Origin of the sequence: Nocardiopsis listeri NBRC 13360 (genome assembly GCF_001570765.1) — a bacterium.
GTDB lineage: Bacteria > Actinomycetota > Actinomycetes > Streptosporangiales > Streptosporangiaceae > Nocardiopsis > Nocardiopsis listeri.
On sequence record NZ_BCSH01000006.1, the window covers coordinates 33,925 to 56,928 of the forward strand.

At 68.4% G+C, this 23,004-nt stretch carries 20 protein-coding genes, 1 tRNA gene and 1 other RNA gene; 11 read left to right on the plus strand and 11 right to left on the minus strand.

Features of this window, described 5'->3' with window-relative positions; genetic code table 11:
• The first annotated feature begins 8 nt into the window (after window positions 1–8).
• On the plus strand, window positions 9–191 hold the full coding sequence (locus NLI01S_RS01905) for a DUF397 domain-containing protein (RefSeq protein ID WP_067598116.1): 183 nt from the start codon (window positions 9–11) through the stop codon (window positions 189–191).
• 315 nt (window positions 192–506) lie between these two features.
• On the opposite strand, the gene NLI01S_RS01910 is transcribed toward NLI01S_RS01905, so the two are convergent.
• Both NLI01S_RS01910 and NLI01S_RS01915 read right to left on the minus strand, forming a co-directional pair.
• Entirely contained in the window at window positions 507–2,555 is a 2,049-nt protein-coding gene (locus NLI01S_RS01910) for a heavy metal translocating P-type ATPase (protein WP_067598119.1), read from the minus strand.
• A 188-nt stretch (window positions 2,556–2,743) separates the two neighbouring features.
• Window positions 2,744–3,460, minus strand: a complete 717-nt coding sequence (locus NLI01S_RS01915) for a phosphatase PAP2 family protein (RefSeq protein ID WP_223809079.1) — start codon at window positions 3,458–3,460, stop codon at window positions 2,744–2,746.
• A gap of 779 nt (window positions 3,461–4,239) precedes the next feature.
• Here NLI01S_RS01915 and NLI01S_RS01920 point away from each other — a divergent pair.
• The 6 genes from NLI01S_RS01920 to NLI01S_RS01945 all read left to right on the plus strand — a co-directional run bounded on the left by NLI01S_RS01920 (window position 4,240) and on the right by NLI01S_RS01945 (window position 10,448).
• A complete protein-coding gene (locus tag NLI01S_RS01920) occupies window positions 4,240–4,917 on the plus strand; it encodes a GntR family transcriptional regulator (protein ID WP_067598125.1) in 678 nt (225 codons plus the stop codon).
• A gap of 481 nt (window positions 4,918–5,398) precedes the next feature.
• Window positions 5,399–6,502 carry a pyruvate dehydrogenase (acetyl-transferring) E1 component subunit alpha gene (gene pdhA, locus NLI01S_RS01925; RefSeq protein ID WP_067598128.1) on the plus strand — a complete coding sequence of 368 codons (1,104 nt, stop codon included), beginning with the start codon at window positions 5,399–5,401 and terminating at the stop codon, window positions 6,500–6,502.
• A 15-nt stretch (window positions 6,503–6,517) separates the two neighbouring features.
• Complete coding sequence (locus tag NLI01S_RS01930; RefSeq protein WP_067598132.1) at window positions 6,518–7,534, plus strand: alpha-ketoacid dehydrogenase subunit beta; 1,017 nt, start codon at window positions 6,518–6,520, stop codon at window positions 7,532–7,534.
• 11 nt (window positions 7,535–7,545) lie between these two features.
• Window positions 7,546–8,847 carry a dihydrolipoamide acetyltransferase family protein gene (locus tag NLI01S_RS01935; RefSeq protein ID WP_067598135.1) on the plus strand — a complete coding sequence of 434 codons (1,302 nt, stop codon included), beginning with the start codon at window positions 7,546–7,548 and terminating at the stop codon, window positions 8,845–8,847.
• Window positions 8,848–8,962: 115 nt separating this feature from the next.
• Window positions 8,963–10,054: a hypothetical protein gene (locus tag NLI01S_RS01940; RefSeq protein WP_067598138.1), complete on the plus strand. Its 1,092-nt coding sequence runs from the start codon at window positions 8,963–8,965 to the stop codon at window positions 10,052–10,054.
• Between the two features lie 22 nt (window positions 10,055–10,076).
• Window positions 10,077–10,448, plus strand: coding sequence for a DUF952 domain-containing protein (locus tag NLI01S_RS01945; RefSeq protein ID WP_067598141.1), 372 nt, complete (start codon window positions 10,077–10,079; stop codon window positions 10,446–10,448).
• A 188-nt stretch (window positions 10,449–10,636) separates the two neighbouring features.
• Here the strand turns inward: NLI01S_RS01945 and NLI01S_RS01950 are convergent, their stop codons facing one another.
• Window positions 10,637–11,020: a PLD nuclease N-terminal domain-containing protein gene (locus tag NLI01S_RS01950; RefSeq protein WP_067598145.1), complete on the minus strand. Its 384-nt coding sequence runs from the start codon at window positions 11,018–11,020 to the stop codon at window positions 10,637–10,639.
• Window positions 11,021–11,358: 338 nt separating this feature from the next.
• On the opposite strand from NLI01S_RS01950, the gene NLI01S_RS01955 reads away from it, so the two are divergent.
• On the plus strand, window positions 11,359–12,093 hold the full coding sequence (locus NLI01S_RS01955; RefSeq protein ID WP_067598148.1) for a GntR family transcriptional regulator: 735 nt from the start codon (window positions 11,359–11,361) through the stop codon (window positions 12,091–12,093).
• 115 nt (window positions 12,094–12,208) lie between these two features.
• On the opposite strand, the gene NLI01S_RS01960 is transcribed toward NLI01S_RS01955, so the two are convergent.
• The 4 genes from NLI01S_RS01960 to NLI01S_RS01975 all read right to left on the minus strand — a co-directional run bounded on the left by NLI01S_RS01960 (window position 12,209) and on the right by NLI01S_RS01975 (window position 16,073).
• Entirely contained in the window at window positions 12,209–13,270 is a 1,062-nt protein-coding gene (locus tag NLI01S_RS01960; protein WP_067598151.1) for an aspartate-semialdehyde dehydrogenase, read from the minus strand.
• Window positions 13,267–14,538 carry an aspartate kinase gene (locus NLI01S_RS01965; protein ID WP_084392238.1) on the minus strand — a complete coding sequence of 424 codons (1,272 nt, stop codon included), beginning with the start codon at window positions 14,536–14,538 and terminating at the stop codon, window positions 13,267–13,269. Before NLI01S_RS01965 ends, NLI01S_RS01960 begins: the two co-directional genes overlap by 4 nt.
• A 181-nt stretch (window positions 14,539–14,719) precedes the next feature.
• Window positions 14,720–15,319, minus strand: coding sequence for a recombination mediator RecR (gene recR, locus NLI01S_RS01970; protein ID WP_067598156.1), 600 nt, complete (start codon window positions 15,317–15,319; stop codon window positions 14,720–14,722).
• A 415-nt stretch (window positions 15,320–15,734) separates the two neighbouring features.
• Window positions 15,735–16,073: a YbaB/EbfC family nucleoid-associated protein gene (locus tag NLI01S_RS01975; protein ID WP_067598433.1), complete on the minus strand. Its 339-nt coding sequence runs from the start codon at window positions 16,071–16,073 to the stop codon at window positions 15,735–15,737.
• Between the two features lie 315 nt (window positions 16,074–16,388).
• Here NLI01S_RS01975 and NLI01S_RS01980 point away from each other — a divergent pair, with 315 nt between their 5' ends.
• Complete coding sequence (locus NLI01S_RS01980; protein ID WP_067598159.1) at window positions 16,389–17,537, plus strand: rRNA adenine N-6-methyltransferase family protein; 1,149 nt, start codon at window positions 16,389–16,391, stop codon at window positions 17,535–17,537.
• Here the strand turns inward: NLI01S_RS01980 and NLI01S_RS01985 are convergent.
• On the minus strand, window positions 17,526–17,714 hold the full coding sequence (locus tag NLI01S_RS01985; protein WP_067598162.1) for a DUF6243 family protein: 189 nt from the start codon (window positions 17,712–17,714) through the stop codon (window positions 17,526–17,528). The genes NLI01S_RS01980 and NLI01S_RS01985 overlap by 12 nt on opposite strands.
• A 114-nt stretch (window positions 17,715–17,828) precedes the next feature.
• Between NLI01S_RS01985 and NLI01S_RS01990 the strand changes: the two genes are divergently transcribed.
• Complete coding sequence (locus NLI01S_RS01990) at window positions 17,829–18,440, plus strand: TetR/AcrR family transcriptional regulator (RefSeq protein WP_067598165.1); 612 nt, start codon at window positions 17,829–17,831, stop codon at window positions 18,438–18,440.
• 44 nt (window positions 18,441–18,484) lie between these two features.
• On the opposite strand, the gene NLI01S_RS01995 is transcribed toward NLI01S_RS01990, so the two are convergent.
• Complete coding sequence (locus NLI01S_RS01995; RefSeq protein WP_067598167.1) at window positions 18,485–20,686, minus strand: DNA polymerase III subunit gamma and tau; 2,202 nt, start codon at window positions 20,684–20,686, stop codon at window positions 18,485–18,487.
• Window positions 20,687–20,803: 117 nt separating this feature from the next.
• An RNA gene (ffs, locus tag NLI01S_RS02000) (signal recognition particle sRNA small type) lies at window positions 20,804–20,899 on the minus strand.
• A 108-nt stretch (window positions 20,900–21,007) separates the two neighbouring features.
• Between ffs and NLI01S_RS02005 the strand changes: the two genes are divergently transcribed.
• Window positions 21,008–21,095: transfer RNA gene (locus tag NLI01S_RS02005), tRNA-Ser, on the plus strand.
• Between the two features lie 73 nt (window positions 21,096–21,168).
• On the opposite strand, the gene NLI01S_RS02010 is transcribed toward NLI01S_RS02005, so the two are convergent.
• The gene (locus tag NLI01S_RS02010) at window positions 21,169–22,908 is read right to left on the minus strand and encodes a pyruvate dehydrogenase (RefSeq protein WP_067598170.1); all 1,740 of its coding nucleotides are present in this window, start codon (window positions 22,906–22,908) and stop codon (window positions 21,169–21,171) included.
• Window positions 22,909–23,004 lie beyond the last annotated feature (96 nt).

Below are 23,004 nucleotides of genomic sequence, written 5' to 3' on the forward strand. Positions count from 1 at the left end.
AAGAGCCGATGTACTCGTTCCCTGCTGAGGCCTCCTGGCGTACGTCCTCCTACACGCAGCAGCAGAACTGCGTAGAAGTCGCGGACACCCCAGGACTGTCTGCTGTCCGCGACACCAAGAACCGGGATAACGGCCACCTGGCGTTCATGTCACCCGAGTGGCACGCGTTCATTGACAGCGTGAAGTCCTGACCCGCTCCGAACACGACCAAGAGCGAAGGCCCCCGGGTGAACCGGGGGCCTTCGTGTACTCGTTCCACAGGCAATATATCCCGCAATCGATGTTCCGGGAAGAGTGAGGACTTGTAGCGTCGGGCTCTCGCAGTGTGGGCAGCGCGATACCGACGGAGACCGAACTCCCCCCGATACAACCACGATGCGCCATAGGGGCGAGGCGTGTCACCTCTGATTTCCACAGGCTGTGGATAACTTCGACTCGCCGCCGAATGTGCCGGCTACGTCACGAATGCCTCGGCTTCCAGATCCGGAAGTCAAGGCTCGGTCGGGTCAGTCGGCGGGGCGCAGGTCCAGTCCCCTCAACAACTGGGCGTTGAGCGCGACGATGATGGTCGACAGGCTCATCAGCACCGCACCGACTGCCGGAGCCAGGACGAACCCGACCGGCGCCAGGACACCCGCCGCCAACGGCACGGCGACGACGTTGTACCCCGCCGCCCACACCAGGTTCTGGATCATCTTCCGGTAGCCCGCGTTGGACAGCTTCCGAACGGAGACCACGCCTCGCGGGTCGTCCGAGGCCAGCACCACCCCGGCGGACTCGATGGCCACGTCCGTACCCGCGCCGATGGCGATACCGACGTCCGCTCGGGCGAGGGCCGGCGCGTCGTTGACTCCGTCGCCCACCATCGCCACCCGGCGGCCACGATCCTGAAGATCACGAACCACCGCGTCCTTCTGGTCGGGCAGCACTTGGGCGAACACCTCGTCGAGGCCGAGCCCTGCGGCGACGGAGTCGGCGACGTTGCGGGCGTCACCGGTCACGATGGCCACCTGCACGCCCTGCTCCTTGAGCTGTCGGACGGCGGACGCGGATTCGGGTCGGATCTCGTCGGCCAGGGCCAAGGCCCCGACGATGGCCCCGTCATCGATCACGTGCAGCACGGTCGAGCCTTGGTCCCGCCAGGACCGGGTGCGCTCGGCCAGGTCCTCGGGTTCGGTGAGACCCAGCGACTCCAGCAGGGCGGGTCCGCCCACGTGCACGTCGATCCCGTCCACGGTCCCCCGAACGCCACGTCCGGGCAGCGAGTGGAAGTCGGTGGCCCTGGGGACCTCGCCGGCCTCGCGGGCCGCTTCGACGATCGCCTTCGCCGAGGGGTGCTCGGAGTCGGCCTCCACGGCACCGGCCAGCGACAGCATGCGCTCGGGCGACTCACCGTCCATGGCGGTCATGTCCAGGACCGCGGGAGTGCCCTTGGTGAGGGTGCCGGTCTTGTCGAACAGCACCGTGTCCACCAGGCGGGTGCGCTCCAGCGACAGCCGGTCCTTGACCAGGATGCCGTTGCGCGCGGACAGGGTCGTGGAGATCGCGATGACCAGCGGGATCGCCAGGCCGAGCGCGTGGGGGCAGGCGATCACCAGCACCGTGACGGTCCGTTCGACGGCCTGGCTGGAATCCCCGAGGAACAGCCCCCACACGAGCGAGGTGAGGACGGCCGCGGACAGGGCGAACCAGAACAACAGTCCGGCTGCTCGGTCGGCGAGCGCCTGGGAACGTGAGCGCGACTCCTGCGCTTGGGAGACCAGTCGTTGGATCCCGGCGAGCGTGGTGTCGTCTCCGACGGCGTCCACCCGAACCCGCAGGGCGGAGTCGGTGGCGACGGTCCCGGCGACCACACGGTCGCCGTCGGTTCGGGTGACCGTGCGGGACTCGCCGGTGATCATCGACTCGTCGACGTCGGCACGGCCCTGGAGCACGGTGCCGTCCGCGGGCACGCGTCCCCCGGAGCGGACCAGGACGGTGTCGCCGGCGGCCAGCCGCGCGATGGAGATCTCCTCGACCTCATCATCGGCGCCCACGCGTTCGGTCTGGTCGGGCAGGAGTTCGGCGAGGGCCTCCAACGCTCCGGACGCCTGGCCCAGCGCCCGCATCTCCAGCCAGTGGCCGAGCAGCATCACCACGACAAGGAGGACGAGTTCCCACCAAAAGTCCAGTTCCGTGCCGACCACACCGAACGTGGCGAGCAGACTGGAGCCGAAGGCGACGGTGATCGCCATGGCGACCAGGGTCATCATGCCCGGCTTGCGTTCCCGCAGTTCGGCGGGCACACCGGCGAGGAAGGGCCATCCGCCGTAGAGGAAGACGACGGTGCCCAGGAGCGGCGGTACCCAGGTGAGCGCGTCGGGGACGTCGTAGCCGAACCAGCCGGCCACCATGTGGCTGGTGAACACCACCGGCACGCTCAGGAGCAGGCTCCACCAGAACCGCTTCCGGAACATGGCCGCGTGGTCGCCATGGCCGCCATGGCCCCCATGACCGCCGTGACCGCCGTGATCGTGCCCCGTGTGATCCGGGTGACCGTGGGTGTCTGTGTTCATACTTACGCCCCTTCCCCCCGGAAGCGCCCTCCATGGGCTCCTTCGGAGCGAATGTCCGCGATACCGTCCATTCCTCTCGACAACGCATACCCCCTCCGGGTATTCCGAATCGATGCGCGTACCCCGACGAAAAAGGAGCGCCCGTCGATCTCCTCGACGGACGCTCCTCGTGTTCCTTCTTGTCGAACCTAGGCCGCGACCTCGGATTCCTTGCCGTACCAGGGCCACCAGTGGACGGTGTGTCCGTGCGGGATCATCCGGTCCAGACGGATCGTCAGCCGCAACGCGAACCCTCCGGCGATCATCCCGGCCAACAGGTCCGTGAACCAGTGGAACTGTAGGTAGATCGACACGGTCGACTGAAGTAACGCGATGCCCACGATGCAGTACGCCAGGCGTTTGATGATGTGCGGTCGGGCCGCGCCGAACCTGATGATCAGGAACAGCACCAGCCCGTAGATGAGGATCGCGTTGGCCCCGTGCCCCGATGGGAAGGCCACGTTCCCCGCCCCGGCGAAGAAGTCCGGGTCCTGGTACTTGGCGTGTCCCCGGTTGATGAACAGCTTCATCACCGAGACCATCGACATCACCCCGAAGACGCCGCCCGCTCCCAGGATGATCGGCCGCCAGCTCCGGTGCCAGTAGGCCAGCTGGACCGCGGTCACACCCAGGACCGGCAGGGCCACGTAACGGGAGGCCACGTTGTCGGGCCAGTAGATCAGCGGCTCGCGCAACGCGTCCCAGTAGGGCCGATGCGCGTCGTTGAGGAAGTTGTCGACCGGATGCAACGGCCCGGCAGCGAGCATCGTCACGACGATCAGGGCCACGAAGAACATGATCGCGAGTCGGTCCGAGGCGAGCCCCCACGCGATCTCGCTCACACTCGGCCACTTCACGGCACGCACGACGGGCGGCCCCGGGGCGAGCTCGTCGGCTCGGACCACGGGTATGGGACCGCTGTACGGACCGGGTTCGGGTCTGCGTCGTTCCGGTTCGTGAGGCGGAGGTGTCTGTCTGGACCGTGTGCGCCTGGTCCTCGGAGAATGCGTCATGTGCTCAGTGCTGTCTCACACGTCGTGGGCTTGCCTGTGGCACTGCTGGGGCGTGGGGGACGGGCTAGCCGCGGTTGTCGGACTGGTTCTGAGGGCCTCGGGGTCGACACCTGGTGTCGGTAACGTATCGAGGGGCATTTCCCTCCCTCCCGCACCCGGTTCGACGACCGAACCTTCAGGCTGGTTCGCGGTGTTCGCGACCGGCCTTTCGCAGGTTCGGCATTCCAAGACGAACAGATCGTCGTCGTCGATGTCCCCCACCCGCGCCGGCCCCACTCCAATTCAGTTCGCGCAGGTCAGGCGGCACCTTGGGCTGTGGCCGTGACGTCCACTACATTCCATCCGGCCTTTTCCAGATATCGCCGACAGGTGAGCCTACCCGGCCACGCTATGTCATTGGCGCTTCGACGGCCCGAATGTGATCCTTCTACCTCGGACTTTGCCGAAGCCTCCCCCGGCCGATCCGACCGCTTCACCCGTCCGCGATCCGTTCGTGATTCCTTCGTTAGCACTCCGTGCCCGAAGGTCCGGTCGACCCACCCGGGTGTGGCACTCTTCAAAGAGCTTGTCAGACAGTGGTGTGCGGGCCTCGAAGCCGGTCACACCCGGGACGGAGAACGGAAGGGCCCTGGATGGTCGACCTCCCGCAGTTGCCGGATGATCCCTCGAAACTGGCCCGTGAGCCGTTGAGGGAGCAGATCCGGCAGGTTCTGGTCGAGGGCCTGTTGTCGGGTCGTTGGCAGCCGGGCGAACGCATCGTCGAACGTCGGGTCGCCACCGAGCTCAAGGTGAGCCAGGCACCGGTCCGCGAGGCCCTACGCGAGCTGGAGACGCTGCGTCTCATCGAGACCGTGCCCAACAAGGGCGCCAGGGTTCGGGCGTTCGGTGTCCAGGACATGGCGGAGATCTATCCCGTGCGCGCCGGTCTGGAGCTCGTCGCCGCGCAGTTGGCCGCCCCGCGCCTGGCCCAGGATCCGTCACCGCTGGAGCGGGAGGTGGAGGCCCTGCGGGACGCGACCGCCAGGGGCGACGTCACCGACCAGATCCGGCACAGCGTGGAGTTCCACCGCGAGGTCGTACGGGCCGCGAACAACAGCGTGCTGCTGCACACCTGGGAGTCCCTGGGCGTGGAGGTGTGGACCGCGCTCTCGGTGCGGTGGCTCGACATGGAGCTGCACGCCAAGGCGGTCGACCACGCCCAGATCACCAAGGCGTTCCGCGAGGGGGACCCCTCCGTCGGCCGATTGCTCAGCGACCACGTCCTGAACTACGTCGAGGCGGCGCTGAAGACCCACGAGGGTCGACACTGAAGGACCCCCGGTCCAGCCCGGGTCTCGGTTCCGGAATCCGGGAGCGATCTGGTGTTATGCGCGGAACTTCGGGTATCTCCCGTAAAGTTGTATTGATCGATCATCGATCAGAACGTAGAGTGTGCGCGACACACGTCACACCGCTACACGCGTACGCCCTGGTGGCACGGTGTCGTTCATCCGGCCGGTGAACGAACTCGGGCCACCTCTGTGCGCATGCTTACCGCCCTCCAGGCCGGGAAGCAATGCCCTCAAGGGTTTCGGCGCGACAACTGCACACGCGACCCGATTCACTTCGCGTCCACACGCGGGCCCGGCCACGGCCCCGGCGGACGCTCCCCGCAACAGCCACGGTGTCGCCACCGATGAGCCCGGCGGCGACACACGCTCGGGCCACGCCTGACAGCGGGGCCCGAGCGGGCCAGGCCACCCGGCCCACAGGTCGGGAGGGCAGGCCTTCTCGTACGTAGAAAGGCACGACATGGCTGACACGGCCAAGCCGAAGGGCGGGACCGCACGGGCCTCCACGGCCAAGCGGCGCACCCGCAAGGACACGACCGGTCTCGGCAACGAGAAGCCGGAGACACTCCTCGACTACTACCGCCAGATGCTGTTCATCCGACGCTTCGAGGAGCGCACCGGCCAGGCCTACACCCAGGCCCGGATCGGCGGTTACTGCCACCTCAACCTCGGCGAAGAGGCCACCGTCGTCGGTCTGATGACGGCCCTCCAGGAGCGCGACTACCTGTTCACGAACTACCGTGACCACGGGTACGCGATCGGCAAGGGCATGGACCCCAAGCGGGTCATGGCCGAGCTCTACGGGCGCACCGACGGTGTCGCCAAGGGCTGGGGCGGGTCGATGCACATGTACGACACCGAGACCCGCATGCTCGGCGGCTACGGCATCGTCGGCGGACAGCTGCCGCTGGCCACCGGCGCGGCGCTGGCCGTCACCTACCGTGGCGGCGACGAGGTCGTCATGTGCCAGATGGGCGATGGCACCACCAACATCGGCGCCTGGCACGAGTCCCTCAACCTCGCCAAGTTGTGGAACCTGCCCGTCGTGTTCGTGGTGATCAACAACTTCACCGGCATGGGCACCACCGTCGACATGTCCTCCGCCGAGCCCGAGCTGTACAAGCGCGGCGCCGCCTTCCGGATGGAGGGTGAGCGCGTGGACGGCCGCGACGTCCTGGCCGTTCGCGACACCGCCGCCAGGCTGGTCGAGCGCGCACGCGAGGAGCAGACCCCGTTCCTGTTGGAGGCCTGGAGCCACCGGCAGAAGGGCCACTCCGTCGTGGACCCCGCCAAGTACCGCACCGAAGAGCAGCGTGACGAGGCCCGTTCCGACGAGAACGACCCGATCCGGATCTTCGACGCCCAGCTGACCAAGGCCGGCGTCCTCACGGACGAGCTCCGCGACGAGATCGCCGCATCCGTCAAGGCCGAGGTCGCCGAGGCCGCCGACTTCGCGGAGAACAGCCCGCACCCGGACCCGTCCACGCTCTTCGACTACACGTACGCCACCCCGGTTCCCAACGAGTCGCGGCGCATGCCCGCCGACCCGGTGTTCGCGGAGTAGGGAAGGAACAGTCACATGTCCGTGATCACATACCGCCAGGCTCTGCGGGACACTCTGCGCGCCGAGATGGTGCGCGACGAGAACGTCCTCGTCATCGGCGAGGAGATCGGTGTCTTCGAGGGCTCCTACAAGATCACCGAGGGCCTCCTCAAGGAGTTCGGCCCCCGGCGCGTCAAGGACACCCCGATCGCCGAGGAAGGCTTCGTCGGCGCGGCCGTCGGCGCCGCCATGCTCGGCCTGCGCCCCGTCGTCGAGCTCATGACGATCAACTTCTCGCTGATCGCCATCGACCAGATCATCAACCACGCCGCCAAGATCTACGGGATGTTCGGTGGCCAGACCAGCGTTCCCCTGGTCATCCGCACCCCCGGGGGCGGCGGCCAGCAGCTGGGCGCGACCCACTCCCAGAACATCGAGCTGTTCTACTCCTTCATCCCCGGCCTCAAGGTGATGGCTCCCAGCACCCCGGCCGAGGCCTCCTCGATGCTTCGCGCGGCCATCCGCGACGACGACCCGGTGCTGTTCCTGGAGAACCTGGGCCTGTACAACTCCAAGGGCGAGGTCCCCGACGACTACGCCGAGCCCGAGAACGACGACGCCGCCACCATCGGGCGTGCCGCGGTCACTCGCGAAGGCAGCGACATCACGCTGATCGGCTACTCCCGGATGGCCATGGTCGCGAACCAGGTCGCCGAGAAGCTGGCCGAGGAGGACGACATCAGCGTCGAGGTCGTCGACCTGCGCAGCCTGCGTCCGCTGGACCGGCAGACCTTCGTGGACTCGGTCAAGAAGACCGGTTCCGCGGTCATCTGCGAGGACGACTGGCTCACCTACGGGATCGGCGCGGAGATCGCCGCCTCCATCCAGGAGGGGGCCTTCGACTACCTGGACGCTCCGGTTCGTCGAGTGGCCATGGCCGAGGTGCCGATGCCCTACGCCAAGCCGCTGGAGACCGCGGCCCTGCCGTCGATCGAGTCGATCAGCACCGTGATCAAGGAGACCCTGAGCGCCGTCGGCAAACGGGTCGGGTAGAGGGAGATTCAATGAGCGAGATCCACATGCCGCGCCTCTCCGACACCATGGAGGAAGGCGTCATCTCCACCTGGGTGAAGAAGGTGGGGGACGAGGTTTCCTCCGGTGACGTGCTGGTCGAGATCGAGACCGACAAGGCCGTCATGGAGTACGAGGCCTACGAGGACGGTTACCTGGTCAAGCAGACCGCCTCCGAGGGCGACACCGTGGCGATCGGTGAGGTCATCGGCATCATCGGCGATTCCCCGGACGCGGTGCCCGAGGAGTCGGGTGGCTCTGACGCTCCCGCCGCCGAGGAGAAGGCCGCCGAGCCCGAGGAGGAGGCCAAGGGCGAGGAGGAGCCCGCCGAGGCGACCTCCTCCGCCCCCGCCGAGCCCACCACTCCGGCGGGCGACGTCGACGGCCCTCGTCCGCGCACCTCCCCCCTGGCCCGCAGGCTGGCCAAGGAGTACGGTCTGGACATCACCAAGGTCCAGGGCTCCGGCCCCAAGGGGCGGATCGTGCGCGCCGACATCGAGGCCGCGGCCAAGGAGGGGTACGCCGCCCAGGACGTTCCCGCCGAGGAAAAGGCCGCCCCGAGCGCGCCCGCCAAGGCACCAGCGGCGCAGTCCTTCGATGACGCTCGCGACTCCGAGGAGCTCAAGACCAGCAACGTGCGCAAGGTGATCGCGCGCCGTCTGACCGAGAGCAAGCAGACGGTCCCGCACTTCTACCTGCGCCGCGCGATCGACGCCGAGGCCCTCAAGGCCTTCCGCGCCCAGATCAACGAGCAGCTGTCGAGCACGGGCGTCAAGATCAGCTTCAACGACCTGATCGTCAAGGCGTGCGCCACCACGCTCAAGCTCCACCCGGCGGTCAACACCTCCTGGGTGGAGGACAAGCTGGTCCAGCACCACCGCGTCAACGTCGGTGTGGCGGTGGCCGTGGACGCCGGTCTGGTCGTTCCTGTGCTGCACGACACGGACAAGGCCACGTTGTCGGAGATCTCCACCCGCACGCGTGACCTGGCCGGCAAGGCCCGCGACAACAAGCTCAAGCCGCAGGAGATGAGCGGCGGCACGTTCAGCGTGTCCAACCTGGGCATGTTCGGCGTGGACAGCTTCTCCGCGGTGATCAACCCGCCGGAGGCCGCGATCCTGGCCGTGGGCGCCATGCGTCCGGAGCCGACGGTCGTGGACGGTGAGGTGCGGGTGCGCAACCGCATCTCCCTGGAACTGTCCGTCGACCACCGTGCGGTGGACGGTGCCGTCGGCGCCGCGTTCCTCAAGGACCTCGCCGAGATCCTCGAAGAGCCCATGCGGATCATCCTGTAGGTCATCGGTGGCGCTTCGTGCGTCGGTGAAGTCGAACGCCCCGGTCGGGTCCTCCGGCCGGGGCGTTCGCCATAGCCGGCATGATCGACGCATCACCATGGAAAGGCCGCACAGTATGACGAACCACCTCTGGCCAGCCGAGCGGATCGGTGCCCTCGGCACGCTGCTCCGGAACGTCGACCCCGGGAAGTGGACCGAGGCCGATCTGTCTCGGATGGCGGTCGAAGAGGGTTGGCGTTGGGAGGCCGGAGAGTGGGGACCGATCCTGCGTACACGCTCCTACGGTGACGCGTGGTTGCGCCCGGTCGACGACTTCATGGGGATCCACGTGACCCGGGAGGAGTACGTCGGCCTGCACTTCCCGTTGGGGCGGGTCGGAACCGGGACACGGGAACAGGTCGAGGCGTTCCGTGACGCGGGCCGTGCCCTGCGCCAGGGGTTGGGCGAACCGAACGTCATCGGTTCCGACGACGAGAGCCCCTTCCATGACGAGAGCCCCTACTGGGGCGCTCCCTTCCTACGCTGGCGCCGGAGCGAGCACAGCCTGGACCTGCGTGCCGGCCGTGACGGCCCGGTCCTGTGCCTGGTCCCGACCTCCCCCGCCGAGGGTTGGTACTGGTACCAGCGTGAGCACGGGGGTGACACGACCGCCGGTTTCCTCGGGGTTTCCATGACCGGCGACGTCGGTGGCATGAACATCGCGGGAATCACCCGGTTCGACGACTGGAAGTCCTACGCGCGTCGTTTGGTCGACGTTTTTCGCGACATGCCCGCGGAACTGACCGCGATGGACCACGAACGTTCCTTCGGCTTCCACGGTCGCTTCCCCGGTGAGGAGGGCGGGCCCTGGGTCTTCCACTTCGAGCTCGGCGAACACGTGCGCCTGGGCCTGGACAAGGTCGCGGCCGACGCGCTGCGGAACGACCCCGAGGCGTCCGCCCCGGAGGAACTCGGCTGGATCGAGGCCACCGAGGAACGCCACCTGGAGATGGACGTCACCCACGTCTCTCCCGCCTACCGCTTCGACGAGGTCAACGCGGTGCGCCTGGCGATGCTCGTGCTGGAGACCGCCGAAGCCCTGGGGATCCGCACCCCCGAGGACCTCTCCCTGACCGACAACGGCGACACCGTTCCGATGCCCGGTGGTGGGTGGCGTGAGGCCTACCGGATCAGCGACTACGGGCTCTGTGTCACCGGCAATCCCTGATCCGGGCGGGTAACGTCCGCCCATGAGCCTTGTACTGCACCTGACCGAGCTCTCCCGGTGGTCGGCCGGCGGGGACATCGAAGCCGCGTCCTTGGACACCGAGGGATACCTCCACGCCTCCCCCGACGAGGCGACCATGCTCGCCGTGGCGAACGCCTTCTACGCCGAACCGGCCGAACCCCTGGTCGTCCTGGTGGTGGACACCGGCCTGCTGGACGCCGAGGTCCGTTGGGAGTCCGCCGCCCCGGTCCCCCCGCCCGGGGTGCGCTCCGACGTGCGTTTCCCCCACGTCTACGGTCCCATCCCCCGGCGCTCCGTGACGTCGGTGCTGCGGCTCGTCCGTGACGCGTCGGGACGCCACACTGCGTTGGAGGAGGGCCACCCCACCTCGTGAGCGCGAGGTCGACCGGTCGACGACACGGCAAGCGTTCTGGCGACACGGAGTTCTGGCGACACAGTGTTTTAGTGACACGTCGACTTGAGGACACGGCGACTTGGCGACAGGACGATGAGCACAAAAGGCGAAGGGCCTGTCCACAGCCTGTGGACAAGCCCTTCGCTCCGACGCTCGGGCGGGTCGATTCAGACGTGCCCGAGCCTGGTCCGATCGGGCACCACGTCGCTGTGCTGGCCGACGCTGACGGGGATCGTGTGGCGAGCCCGCCCCCTGTCGATCCCGAGGAACCGGTTCAGGTGGCCCTTCTTGCCGACCACGAACCAGGCGATGGCACCGAACAAGGGGAACCAGAGGATGAAGATCACCCACAGGAGCTTGCCCCCGGTCGAGGTGTCACTGTTGGCGAGAGCGGAGACGACCGCCGCGACGACCATCACCACGACCGCGAGGAACGCGAGTCCGACGAGGACACCGGTGATCCCGCCCATCCAGGCGACCGTCCGACCGCTGGTGTCCGTCAGTTGGGCCAGTCGCTCCAACTGCGGTGTCTCCGACAGGTTCGTGATCATGACTCCCCCAAGCATGATGTGGCTAACCTGCTACACAGGGTAATAATCACGGGCATCAAGAGAGTACATTCCTTCGGTTACGGGCGTTTCCCCCTTGTGCCCCACGGATTCCGGTTCCGTGGTCCTCTCGCGGTCGAACTCCCTACTTTCCGGTAGCGCCCCCCACCAGGCCTTTCCACTGCTTTACTGGTTCCATGGGCGAGCTTCGGCGAACTGGCAGCAACATTTCGACCCTCCGACCCCCGACCGGCGCCGCCGGGGAAACCGGCACCCTCGACCACCGAATCACGAGAGCCCGCGCACACCCCGGGGCCCACGCTCCAAGGGTCCGGTGAACGGTGGCCAGGCGACCCCGATACCTCTGGCTGGCCGAACAACTGCGCGCTCCCATCCTCAGCGGGGAGATGACCCCGGGAACCCGGTTGCCCTCCCGCACCCGCCTGGCCCGCTCCTACCGGGTCAGCGAGCAGATCTCCCGCACCGCGCTGCGGCTCCTGGTCACCGAGGGTCTCGTCGAGTCCAGACCCGGATCCGGGTACTTCGTTCGTGCCGTCCCCGAGGTGTTCAGGCTCTCCCGCACCGACGCCACCTCGGGTTCCGGACTGGGCGGGCTGATCCGGGAACGGGTCGGCACCGAACAGGAACGTGGTTCGGGCCGGCTCGCCGCCCGGCTGCGTCTGCGTGACGGCGACCCGGTGTACCGGACCACCTCCCGCGGTCTGCACGGCGACCGCTCGGTCACCCTGCACCTCTCGTGGGAGCCGGCGATCCTCACCGCCGGAACCCTGCGTACCCCTTTCGACACCGCCGACGTAGGCCCCCTCGAACGGCTCGGCTTCGTGGGACATCCCGTCGACCGGGTCGTGGAGGAGGTCGGGATCCGCTCCCTGCGCGACACGGAGGCCGAACTACTGGACATCCCGCCCGGGGTCCCCGTCCTCGTCGTGGAACGGACCCACTTCAGCGGTGATCGTCCGGTGGAGACCTCCGACCTCATCGGTTCCGCCGAACAGTGTCGCCTCCTCTACAAATTGTCCTTGGGTCGACCCCGCGGCCTCCGACCCCCGACCTGAGCCGGACACGACGAAGGGCGGTGGCCCGTCCCTCCCGTAGGAGGGACCGACCACCGCCCTCAGGTCACACCCGACCGGCCGGGCATCCGGAGCGGACACCCGAACCCGCCACGGATCAGGCCTGGGTGAACTCCTTGGCCACGACCTCGGCGATCTGCGCGGTGTTCAGCGCGGCGCCCTTGCGCAGGTTGTCCCCGCACAGGAACAGGTCCAGCGACTTGGGGTCGTCGATCGACTGACGGATACGACCGACCCAGGTCGGGTCGGTGCCCACCACGTCGTTCGGGGTCGGGAACTCGCCCTTGGCGGGGTCGTCCAGGACCTCGACGCCCTCGGCGGCGCCCAGCAGCTTGCGGGCGTCGTCGGCGGCGACCTCGCTGTCGAAGGTCGCGTGCACGACCAGCGAGTGCGTGGTGATCACCGGGACGCGGACACAGGTCGCGGAGACCTTCAGGTCCGACAGGCCCAGGATCTTGCGGGACTCGTTGCGGACCTTCAGCTCCTCGGAGGACCAGCCGTCGTCCTTGAGCGAACCCGCCCACGGCACGACGTTGTAGGCCAGCGGCGCCGGGAACGGGCCGAGCTCGTCGACGGCCTCGCGCATGTCGCCACCCTTGTCACCGAGGGTGCGGTCCGAACCGGCCTTGGCCATCTGGTCGCGCAGGACGTCGATGCCCTCCTGACCGGCACCGGAGGCGGCCTGGTAGGAGGAGACCACGAGTTCCTTGACGCCGTAGGTGCGGTGCAGGGCACCGATCGCCACGATCATCGAGAGGGTGGTGCAGTTCGGGTTGGAGATGATGCCGCGCGGACGGTTGCGGACCTGGTCCGAGTTGACCTCGGGCACCACCAGCGGGACGTCCGGGTCGAGCCGGAAGGCGCCGGAGTTGTCGACGGCGACCGCGCCGCGGGCGGCGGCGATCGGCGCCCACTCCTTGGACACCTCGTCCGGTACGTCGAACATGGCGACGTCGACGCCGTCGAAGACCTCGGGGGTCAGGGCCTGGACCACGACGTCCTCGCCGCGAACGCTCAGGACCTTGCCGGCGCTGCGCGCGGAGGCGACGAGACGGATCTCGCCCCAGACGTTCTCGCGCCGGCTGAGGATCTCACGCATGACGGTGCCGACCGCGCCGGTCGCGCCGACGAGGGCGAGGGTGGGAAGACGGTTGCTCATCGGCCGGTACCTCCATAGACGACAGCTTCGACCTGGTCGGCGTCGAGCTGGAACTCACTGTGCGCGGCCTGGACCGCGGCGTCGACCTGGTCCTCTTCGACGATGACCGAGATGCGGATCTCCGAGGTGGAGATCATCTCGACGTTGGTGCCGGAAGTGGCGATGGAGTCGAAGAAGCGGGCGGTCACACCCGGGTAGGAACGCATACCGGCGCCGATCAACGAGACCTTGCCGATCTTGTCGTCGTAACGCAGGGAGTCGTAACCGACCTTGTCCTGGACCTTCTTCAAGGCGTCGACGGCCTGCTTGCCGGAGTCCTTGGGAACGGTGAAGGAGATGTCGGTGCGCGAGGTGGAGACCGCCGACACGTTCTGGACGATCATGTCGATGTTGATCTCGGCGTCCGCGAGCGCCTTGAAGATCGTCGCGGCCTCACCGACCTTGTCGGGGACGCCTACGACGGTGATCTTGGCTTCGCTCCGGTCGAAAGAGACCCCGGAGATGATCGGCTGTTCCATGCCTTTGCTTTCCTCGACTTCCGAAACGATCCACGTGCCGGGCTTCTGGCTGAACGACGAGCGGACGTGCAAGGGGATGTTGAACTGGCGCGCGTACTCGACGCAGCGCAGGTGCAGGATCTTGGTGCCGCTCGCGGCCATCTCCAGCATCTCCTCGTAGGAGATCTGCGGGATGCGCTGAGCGGTGGGCACGACACGCGGGTCGGCGGTGAACACGCCGTCCACGTCGCTGTAGATCTCGCAGGCGTCGGCGTTGAGCGCACCCGCGAGAGCGACGGCCGTGGTGTCCGAACCGCCACGGCCCAGGGACGTGATGTCCTTCGTGTCCTGGGAGACGCCCTGGAAACCGGCGACGATGCAGATCGCGCCCTCGCCGACGGCTTCCTGGATACGCCCGGGCGTCACGTCGATGATCTTGGCGTTGCCGTGCAACGACGTGGTGATGACTCCGGCTTGGGAGCCGGTGAAGGAGCGAGCCTCGTACCCGAGGTTCTCGATGGCCATGGCCACGAGTGCCATGGACATGCGCTCACCCGCGGTGACGAGCATGTCGAGCTCGCGGGCGGGCGGCATCGGGGAGACCTGTTCGGCCAGGTCCAGCAGTTCGTCGGTCGTGTCGCCCATCGCGGAGACGACGACCACGACGTCATGTCCCGCCTTTTTCTGAGCCACGATCCTTTGGGCTACTCGCTTGATGGCTTCCGCGTCGGCCACGGAAGACCCACCGTACTTCTGCACGATTAGGGCCACGATCGATGCTCCTGAGGAGTTGGGATCAAGACAATTCACAAGGGAGTGTAGTCGTCGACACCTCGCCGTACCCGCTCCGACCTGCGACGGGAGGGCGTGGCGTCTTGACACACCAGCGCTCGGGCCTACCCGCTCGAACGGAGGTTACTCATATTTCGTCCCCATTACGGGAGAATGTGAGCTAGAACTCCAGGCTTCTGCGGCCTTCGAAGGCACGACCCAAAGTGACCTCGTCGGCGTACTCGAGGTCGCCGCCGACGGGCAGACCGCTGGCCAGGCGGGTGACTTTCAGCCCCATGGGTTTGACCAACCGCGCCAGGTAGGTCGCGGTGGCCTCCCCTTCCAGGTTGGGATCGGTCGCCAGGATCAGCTCGGTCACCTGGCCGTCGGCCAGACGGGTCATGAGCTCCTTGACGCGCAGGTCGTCCGGTCCCACGCCCTCGATGGGGCTGATGGCGCCGCCGAGCACGTGGTAGCGGCCCCGGAACTCCCGGGTGCGCTCGATGGCGACGACGTCCTTGGACTCCTCCACGACACAGATGATCGTGGTGTCGCGACGGGCGTCACGGCAGATTCGGCACTCGGTCTCTTCGGCGACGTTGCCGCAGACGGAGCAGAAGCGGACCCGCTCCTTGACCTCGACGAGCGCGTTGACCAAGCGCTTGACGTCCGCGTGTTCGGCGGACAGGAGGTGGAAGGCGATGCGTTGCGCGCTCTTCGGACCGACGCCGGGCAGCCGCCCGAGCTCGTCGATCAGATTCTGAACCGCGCCTTCGTACATGCCTACCCACTCGGTCGGAACCGGGATCACCCCGGCGGGGCCGTTGTCGCCCCTTGTGGTCCCCACCGTATCGGGGGCCGGTGACCTCTTCGGACAGGGGCCGGCGAAGGAGAGGAGGTGGCCCGGCCTCGCCGCCCCGGCCGTTTCACCGGGACGGCGCCGTCTCCTCGATCCTTCCGACAAGGCCTCGGCCCGTCAGGAAGGGAGGCCGGTCCCTGCTTCTCGAACCACGGGGGGTCACCGTTCGGGCGCCGTCAGGCCCTGTTCATTGGCAACCCGGGGAGGTGCCGGCGGTGGGACGGCACGCTTTTCGCCATCACACCGAAGGCGCCGCTGTGCCCCCTTGCACCCGTTCCTGACTTATTCGGCGCCCGAACACGCCGAAGCGCTAGCGGCGTCGCGAAACGAACACCGCCTAGAAGCCGGGGAGACCGGGGATCCCGCCACCTCCGGGCATGCCCTCGGTCAGCGGGCCCATCTTCTCCTGCTGGAGACGCTCGACCTGCGCCTCGGCGTCGCGGATCGCCGCCAGGACCAGGTCCGCGATGGTCTGGGAGGTCTCCTCCGCGTCGGTGGGGTCGACGGCCTTGGGGTCGACGGTGATGTCCTCGACCTGTCCGCGCCCGCTCAGCTTGACCTTGACCAGGCCACCACCGGAGGTGCCCTCGACCTCGGCCTCCTCCAGGGCCTGCTGCGCCTCCACAAGCTGCTGTTGCATCTGCTGGGCCTGCTGGAGCAGGGCCTGCATGTCCATTCCGCCAGGGTTCACGGCCGTCTCCTCGCCGCACTCGAGGTGCTGGGTCTCTTTCCGGATGTCACTCGTCTGTGAGGGTAGTCGGTACATCCGGTGCCGTTCGCGCTTCGTTCGACGAGCCGATCGAGCGGCTCGGATCCCGGTTCGTCACGGGGAGGACTTGGTCGCACCGTTGACCCGATTTCACCAGCGAAAAGCCCCAAGAGAGCGGCGGGGAGCGGCCTCGGTTGACATGATGGCGACAGGGTCGCTCGACCCCTTCGGTGTCCTCCGACACCGCATCCGACCAGCGACGACCAGGGGACTGAGGACGTGTTGACCGCAAGGGAGCGCAACTCGGCACTGATCGAGGCGATAATCGCGGACGGCACACTGAGGGACGCCGCCCTCGTGGAGGCGTTCCGCGCCGTGCCCCGCCACCTGTTCATCCCGGAGACGGGCGCGGTGACCGCGCGCGGCGGCACGCTGAGCGCCGAGGGGAACCCGGACCGCTGGTTGGCCGCCGTCTACACGGACAACGCCATCGTCACCCGCTTGGAGGGGCCGGAGGCCCCTCGGCAACGTCGATCTCGCCAGGGTCCGGCCACCTCGTGCAGTTCGGCGCCGACCGTGCTCGCGCGGATACTGGAACTGGCCGACCTCGCCAACGGTCAGCGGGTGCTGGAGGTGGGCACCGGAACGGGCTGGAACACGGCCTTGCTCACCCACCGGCTGGGCGACCGGGCCGTGACTTCCTTGGAGATCGACGACCGACTGCTGGGCGCGGCCCGGCGGGCACTGCACGACACCGGATTGTCCCCCGCCACCCACCTGGCGGACGGCCATTCCGGGCACCCGGACGGCGCGCCGTACGACCGGATCATCAGTGTCTGCGGGGTGCGCCGGGTGCCGGGTGCCTGGTTGGAACAGCTGGTCGAGGGCGGGCTGGTCGTGTGCCCGTGGGGCCTGTTGGAGAGCGCGGGAGTGCTCATGCGCCTCGAACGTCGAGCCGGGGGCGCCGCGCTGGGCCGTTTCCACGGAGGCGTGGGGTTCGTGGCGCTGCGCACCCCGGGGTCCTCATCACCGCCGGTACGAGACACCGGACAACAGCCCGACGAGTACCGTCTCACCCAGGAGGACCCGGTATCGCCCCTGCTGACCTTCGCGTCCGCGTTCGCCCTGTCGGTGATGGTGCCGGACTGGCGGATGCGGCGGCGCTGGATCGGTACCGGATCGGGCCTGTGGCTGTGCGATCGAAGGGGTGATTCCTGGGTGCGGATCTATCCCTACGGCACTTCGTGGATGGTCGAGCAAGGCGGCCCGCGCAGCATCTGGGACGAGTTCGAGGATGCCTTGAGGCTCTGGGCCGATCTGGGCCGGCCGGAGCCGGACCGGTTCGGGTTGGCCGTGGACCCCGACGGTGGTCAGCGGCTATGGCTGGACGACCCCGAGGGACGATCCTGGCCGGTGGGTTCACCGATCTGAGGTCTCGCTCCTCGGAACGGTGTTCTTCTCCCGGAACCTGCGCAGCAGTTCCTCCTTGCGCTCCCGGGCGTCCCCCGTCGCTCCGCCCTTGTCCCCCGCCTTGCCACCGCGCAGAGTGGAACGGGCCACAGTGGTGCGTTGCCCGCCCATGCCGAGCATGTTGTTGTTCTTCGCCACGGAGTCCTCCTGTTCGAATAGTGCGAGACACTACGTCTCGCCAAACGGACTCCCCTTGATCATAGCGGCGTCAATACGAGACGTCTCGTCATTTTGAGCCACTACCTTGGAACCATGGCAGACAACACCGCCGAACAGACCCGCCGGGCACCGGATCCCCGCCGGCGCAGCCAACGCGCGCGCAACGCCATCATCGACGCGGCCGCCGAACTCCTGGGCGAGGTCGGTTACGCCAGACTGACGATGGAGGCCATCGCCTCTCGCGCCCGGGTCGGCAAACAGACCATCTACCGGTGGTGGCCCTCCAAAGCCGCCGTGGTCTTCGACGTGTTCACCCGGCTCACCGGTTCGGAGGCCGGTGAACCCCTGCCCGACACCGGCGACCTGGCCGCCGACCTCAGGACCGTCTTTCGGGCCACCGCCGACGAGTTCGTCGACTCCACGATGGACCGCACCACCCGGGCCTTCACCGCGGAGATCCAGAACGACGAAGAATTCGCCCGCGCCGTCTACGAACACCTGACCGAGCCCAACATCGTGGCCTTCCGGAATCGACTGCGATCCGCGCAGGACGCCGGCCAGGTCCGCGCCGACGTCGACCTGGACCTGGCCGTGGAGATGTTCAACGGCCCGTTCCAGCACCGGTGGCTGCTGCGCACCGGACCGATCGACCACGCCTACACCGACGCCCTGGTCGACACGGTCCTGCGCGCGTTGCGGCCCTGAAGCCTCCGCCGAGGGGGCGACCCTCACCCCGCCGGCGGCACGGCTCACAGTTGACCGGGCGCCTCGTGCTCGATCTCCTCGATCAGCCTGCCGCCGAGCTCGGTCTCGATGAGGGCGGTACCGCCACCGGAACCACCGTTGGACGCCGCGTCCTGCCGCGAACCACCCGTCGAAGGAGCGTTGTCCGTGGACGCATCATCGTCGGGCGCGGCCGGCGACGGCCCCGGAACGGACGCCTTCGCGGGGCCCGCGTCCCGGCCCCCCGGAGCGTTTCCACCCTGGACACCACCGCCGCGGGTCGGTGCCGGGGCCCCATAGTCCTCCGGCGGCGGGGCGGCGGCGTCCTCATAGGGGTCCGGCGGTGGCTCCGGACGGTCGCTGAGCAACCGCTCCGGTGGCGGACCCGTGGGTCGCGCCGGTTCCGGAGCCGGTTCGGAAGCCGCAGGCGCGGCGGCCCGGGGCTCGGACCGTCCCGGTGGGGCGTCCCACCCGGCGGGTTCGGCCGGTCGCGGCGCGGGCTGCGGTCGCTGTGTCTGCGGGCCACCACTCGTTCCCGAAGGCGCCACGCGCACCTCGATGCCCAGCACCTGCTGGATCGCCCCGGCCACGACCTTGTCGCTACCGGTGTTGGTGAAGCCCTTGGCCTCGTTGGGCTTGTTGAAGCCGAGCAGCACGGTGTTGCCCTCGGCCCCGATCGGCTGCACGTCACCGCCGTGCAGCATCATCCAGGTGAACCGGCGACGGCCCTTGACGGCTTCCATGATCTGGTGCCAGGCACCCTGGAGCCGGCCCAGGTCCAGAGGACCACCGCCACCGGCGGGCGCACTCTGCTGCGGCGCCGCCTGAGGACGGGAGGGCGCGGGCGCGTCCCAGCCCGAGGGCTCGTTCCGTCCGCTCGGACTCGGAGCCGGATTCGGAGCCGGTTCGACGGTTCGGGAGGGTTCGGGCCGTGCGGGCTGCGGAGCCGGGGGTTGCCGCACCGGAGCCGGGGCCGGATCGGGTACGGGGGGCGCGGCTTGCGCGGGGGCCTGAGCCATCGGTGCCGTGGGCGCCTGTGGCCCGGACGCCGCCGGCGCCACCGCCCCGGACGCCAGCCGGCGCTCCATCTGTTCCAGCCTGGCCAGCAGCGCGGTCTGGTCACCGTCGGTGGCGGGCAGCAGGATCCGCGAACACAACAGCTCCAGGAGCAGGCGCGGCGCGGTGGCGCCCCGCATCTCCGTGAGCCCCTGGTTGAGGACCTCCGCGGCCCGGGACAGTTCCGCCGGCCCCAGCCGCGCGGCCTGCTCCTTCATCTGGTCCACCGACTCCGGAGAGACGTTGACCAGGCCCTTGTCGATGGCATCCGGAACCGCGGCGAGCACCACCAGGTCACGGAAGCGCTCCAGCAGGTCCGTGGTGAAACGACGCGGATCGTGACCGCCCTCGACCACTCGGTCCACCAGACCGAACACGGCCGCGCCATCACGCGCTCCCAGGAAATCGACCATCTCGCCGAGCAGGCCGGAGTCGGTGTAGCCCAGCAGGGAGACGGCGCCCTCCCGGGTGATGCCGCCCTCGTCCGAACCGGCGATCAGCTGGTCCAGGACGGAAAGGGTGTCACGCGCCGAACCCGCGCCCGCGCGCACCACCAGCGGAAGGGCGGCCGGGTCGTAGGAGACCTCCTCCTGCTTGAGGAGGTCCTCCATGAGCTCCTTGAGGGTGCTCGGCGGGATGAGCCGGAAGGGGTAGTGGTGGGTCCGCGAACGGATCGTCCCGATGACCTTCTCGGGCTCGGTGGTCGCGAACACGAACTTCAGGTGCGGCGGGGGTTCCTCGACGAGCTTGAGCAGCGCGTTGAAACCCTCGCGGGTCACCATGTGCGCCTCGTCGATGATGTAGATCTTGTAGCGCGATTTCACCGGCGCGAAGAAAGCCCTCTCCCGCAGGTCACGCGCGTCGTCGACACCACCGTGGGAGGCGGCGTCGATCTCGATCACGTCGAGGCTGCCACCGCCGTCGGGGGCGAGCCCCTCGCAGGAGTCACAGGTTCCACAGGGATCCGGGGTCGGCCCCTGCTCACAGTTGAGAGAGCGCGCGAGGATGCGCGCACTGGTGGTCTTGCCACAACCGCGCGGTCCGCTGAAGAGGTAGGCGTGGTTGATACGTCCGCTCCGCAGCGCCTGGCGCAACGGGTCGGTCACGTGCTCCTGGCCGCGCACCTCACCGAACGTCGCGGGACGGTACTTGCGGTACAGCGCGATGCTCACGGTGTGATCACTCCCCTGGTCCCTGCCACGGTCCCATTCAACCCTCTGGGAGTGACGACTCGCGCCGGGTCGGGGAAACCGGGAGGGATCGATCCGGGGCGGGTACCCCCGAGAACAAGAAAGGACCCCCCGCGCACCCGCCAGAGCCTACTTATCCTTGCTGCCTTCCGGCCCTGGGGAGGTTCATAGGATGACGCCGCACGAGGGGTCTGCCCCAGAGTGTATCCGAAGCCGGCACTGCTCCGGCAACCCTCGTCGGCCCGAGTTCCGTCGGGTCGAACCCGTTCGAAGCACTCCCGCGAAGCCTGTACAGTTGCTCTCGGAGGATTCGCCTAGTGGCCTAGGGCGCACGCTTGGAAAGCGTGTTGGGGGCAACCCCTCAAGGGTTCGAATCCCTTATCCTCCGCCACAGCCCATCAGGGCAGACGCAAGGCCCCGATCGCACAGCGGTCGGGGCCTTCGTCGTTTCCGGGACCGGGCGATCACGGGCGGGGGATGTTGCGGAGGTTGGAGCGGGCCAGGTCGATCATGGCCCCCACCCCGCCCTGGAGGACCGTTCGTCCCGCCGAGAGGGCGAACCCGGTGATCTGGTCGGCGGTGATCCGCGAGGGCACCGACAGCGCGTTCGGGTCGGTGATCACGTCCACCAGCACCGGCCCGTCGGCCGACAGGGCCTCGTCCAGCGCCTGACGCACCTTCCGGGGATCCTCCACCCTGATCGACGGCATGCCCACGGCCTTGGCCACCGCGGCGTAGTCCACCGGCGGATGGTCGGTCTGGAACGCCGGCATGCCGTCCACCATCATCTCCAGGCGGACCATGCCGAGCGAGGAGTTGTTGAACACCACCGTCGTGATCGGCAGACCGTGCTGCTGGACGGTGATCAGCTCGCCGAGGAGCATGCTCAGTCCGCCGTCCCCGGACATGGAGACGATCCGACGCCCCGGGGCCGCGTAGGCGGCGCCGATCGCGTGCGGCAGGGCGTTGGCCATGGTCCCGTGGGTGAAGGAACCGATCACCCGCCGCCTGCCGTTCGGAGTGACGTACCGGGCCGCCCACACGTTGTTCATGCCGGTGTCGACGGTGAACACGGCGTCGTCCGGCGCGGCCTCGTCCAGGTGTCGGGCCACGTACTCGGGGTGGATCGGAGTGTGGTCCTCGATGTTCTTCGTGTAGGCGTCCACCACCCGGGTCAGGGCGCGTTCGTGCCGGCGGAGCATCTCGTCGAGGAAGCGCACGTCGTTCTTGGCGCGGATCACCGGCCGCAGTGCGCGCAGGGTGGCGGCGACGTCACCCTGCACCCCCAGTTTCAGGGGAACGCGACGACCCAGTCGGCGCGGGTCGTGATCCACCTGGACGACGTTCTTCTCGGGCAGGAAGTCGTCGTAGGGGAAGTCGCAGCCCAGCAGGACGGTGAGATCGGCCTCCTGAAGGGCGTCGTAGCAGGCCCCGTAGCCGAGCAGGCCGATCATGCCGACGTCGTGGGGATTGTCGTACTGGATCCACTCCTTGCCGCGCAGGGTGTGCCCGACCGGGGCCTTGATCTTCTCGGCGAGCCGGATGACCTCCTCGTGCGCGTCCCTGACCCCGGCCCCGCAGAACAGGGCGACCTTGTCGGCCTCGTTGATCCGTCGGGCGAGCTCGCGCACGTCGTCCTCACCGGGCCACGCGGTGGCGCGTCCGGCGGTGACGGGGGTGTCGTCGGCGGGCCCGCTCGCCTTCTGCCCGGCGATGTCCCCGGGCAGGACGAGGACGGCCACACCTGGGGTCCCGAGGGCGTGTTGGATGGCCACGCGCGCCAGGCGGGGCATCTGTTGCGGGTGGGAGACGAGCTCGCGGAACTCGGTGACGTCGGCGAAGAGCCGTTCGGGGTGGGTCTCCTGGAAGAAGCCGGTGCCGATCTGGTGGGAGGGGATGTGCGAGGCGAGTGCGAGCACGGGCGCCCCACTGCGTTGGGCGTCGTAGAGCCCTTGGACCAGGTGGGTGTTGCCGGGGCCGCAGGATCCCGCGCACACCGCGAGTCGGCCGTCGATCTGTGCCTCCGCGGCGGCGGCGAAGGCCGCGCTCTCCTCGTTGCGGACATGGATCCATTCGATGCCGTCGATGTCGCGGACCGCGTCCACCACCGGGTTGAGACTGTCTCCCACCACCCCGTAGATCCGGGTGACCCCGGCGGCGATCAGGGTACGGACGAGCTGTTCGGCGACGGTGTTCCTGCTCAAGACGGACCTCCAGCGACAGGGTGCGGGGCGGGCGACGAGCCCCCGCTCCAACGCTAGGAACGCCCTACCCGGATCACCCGGATCGCCACACCACGA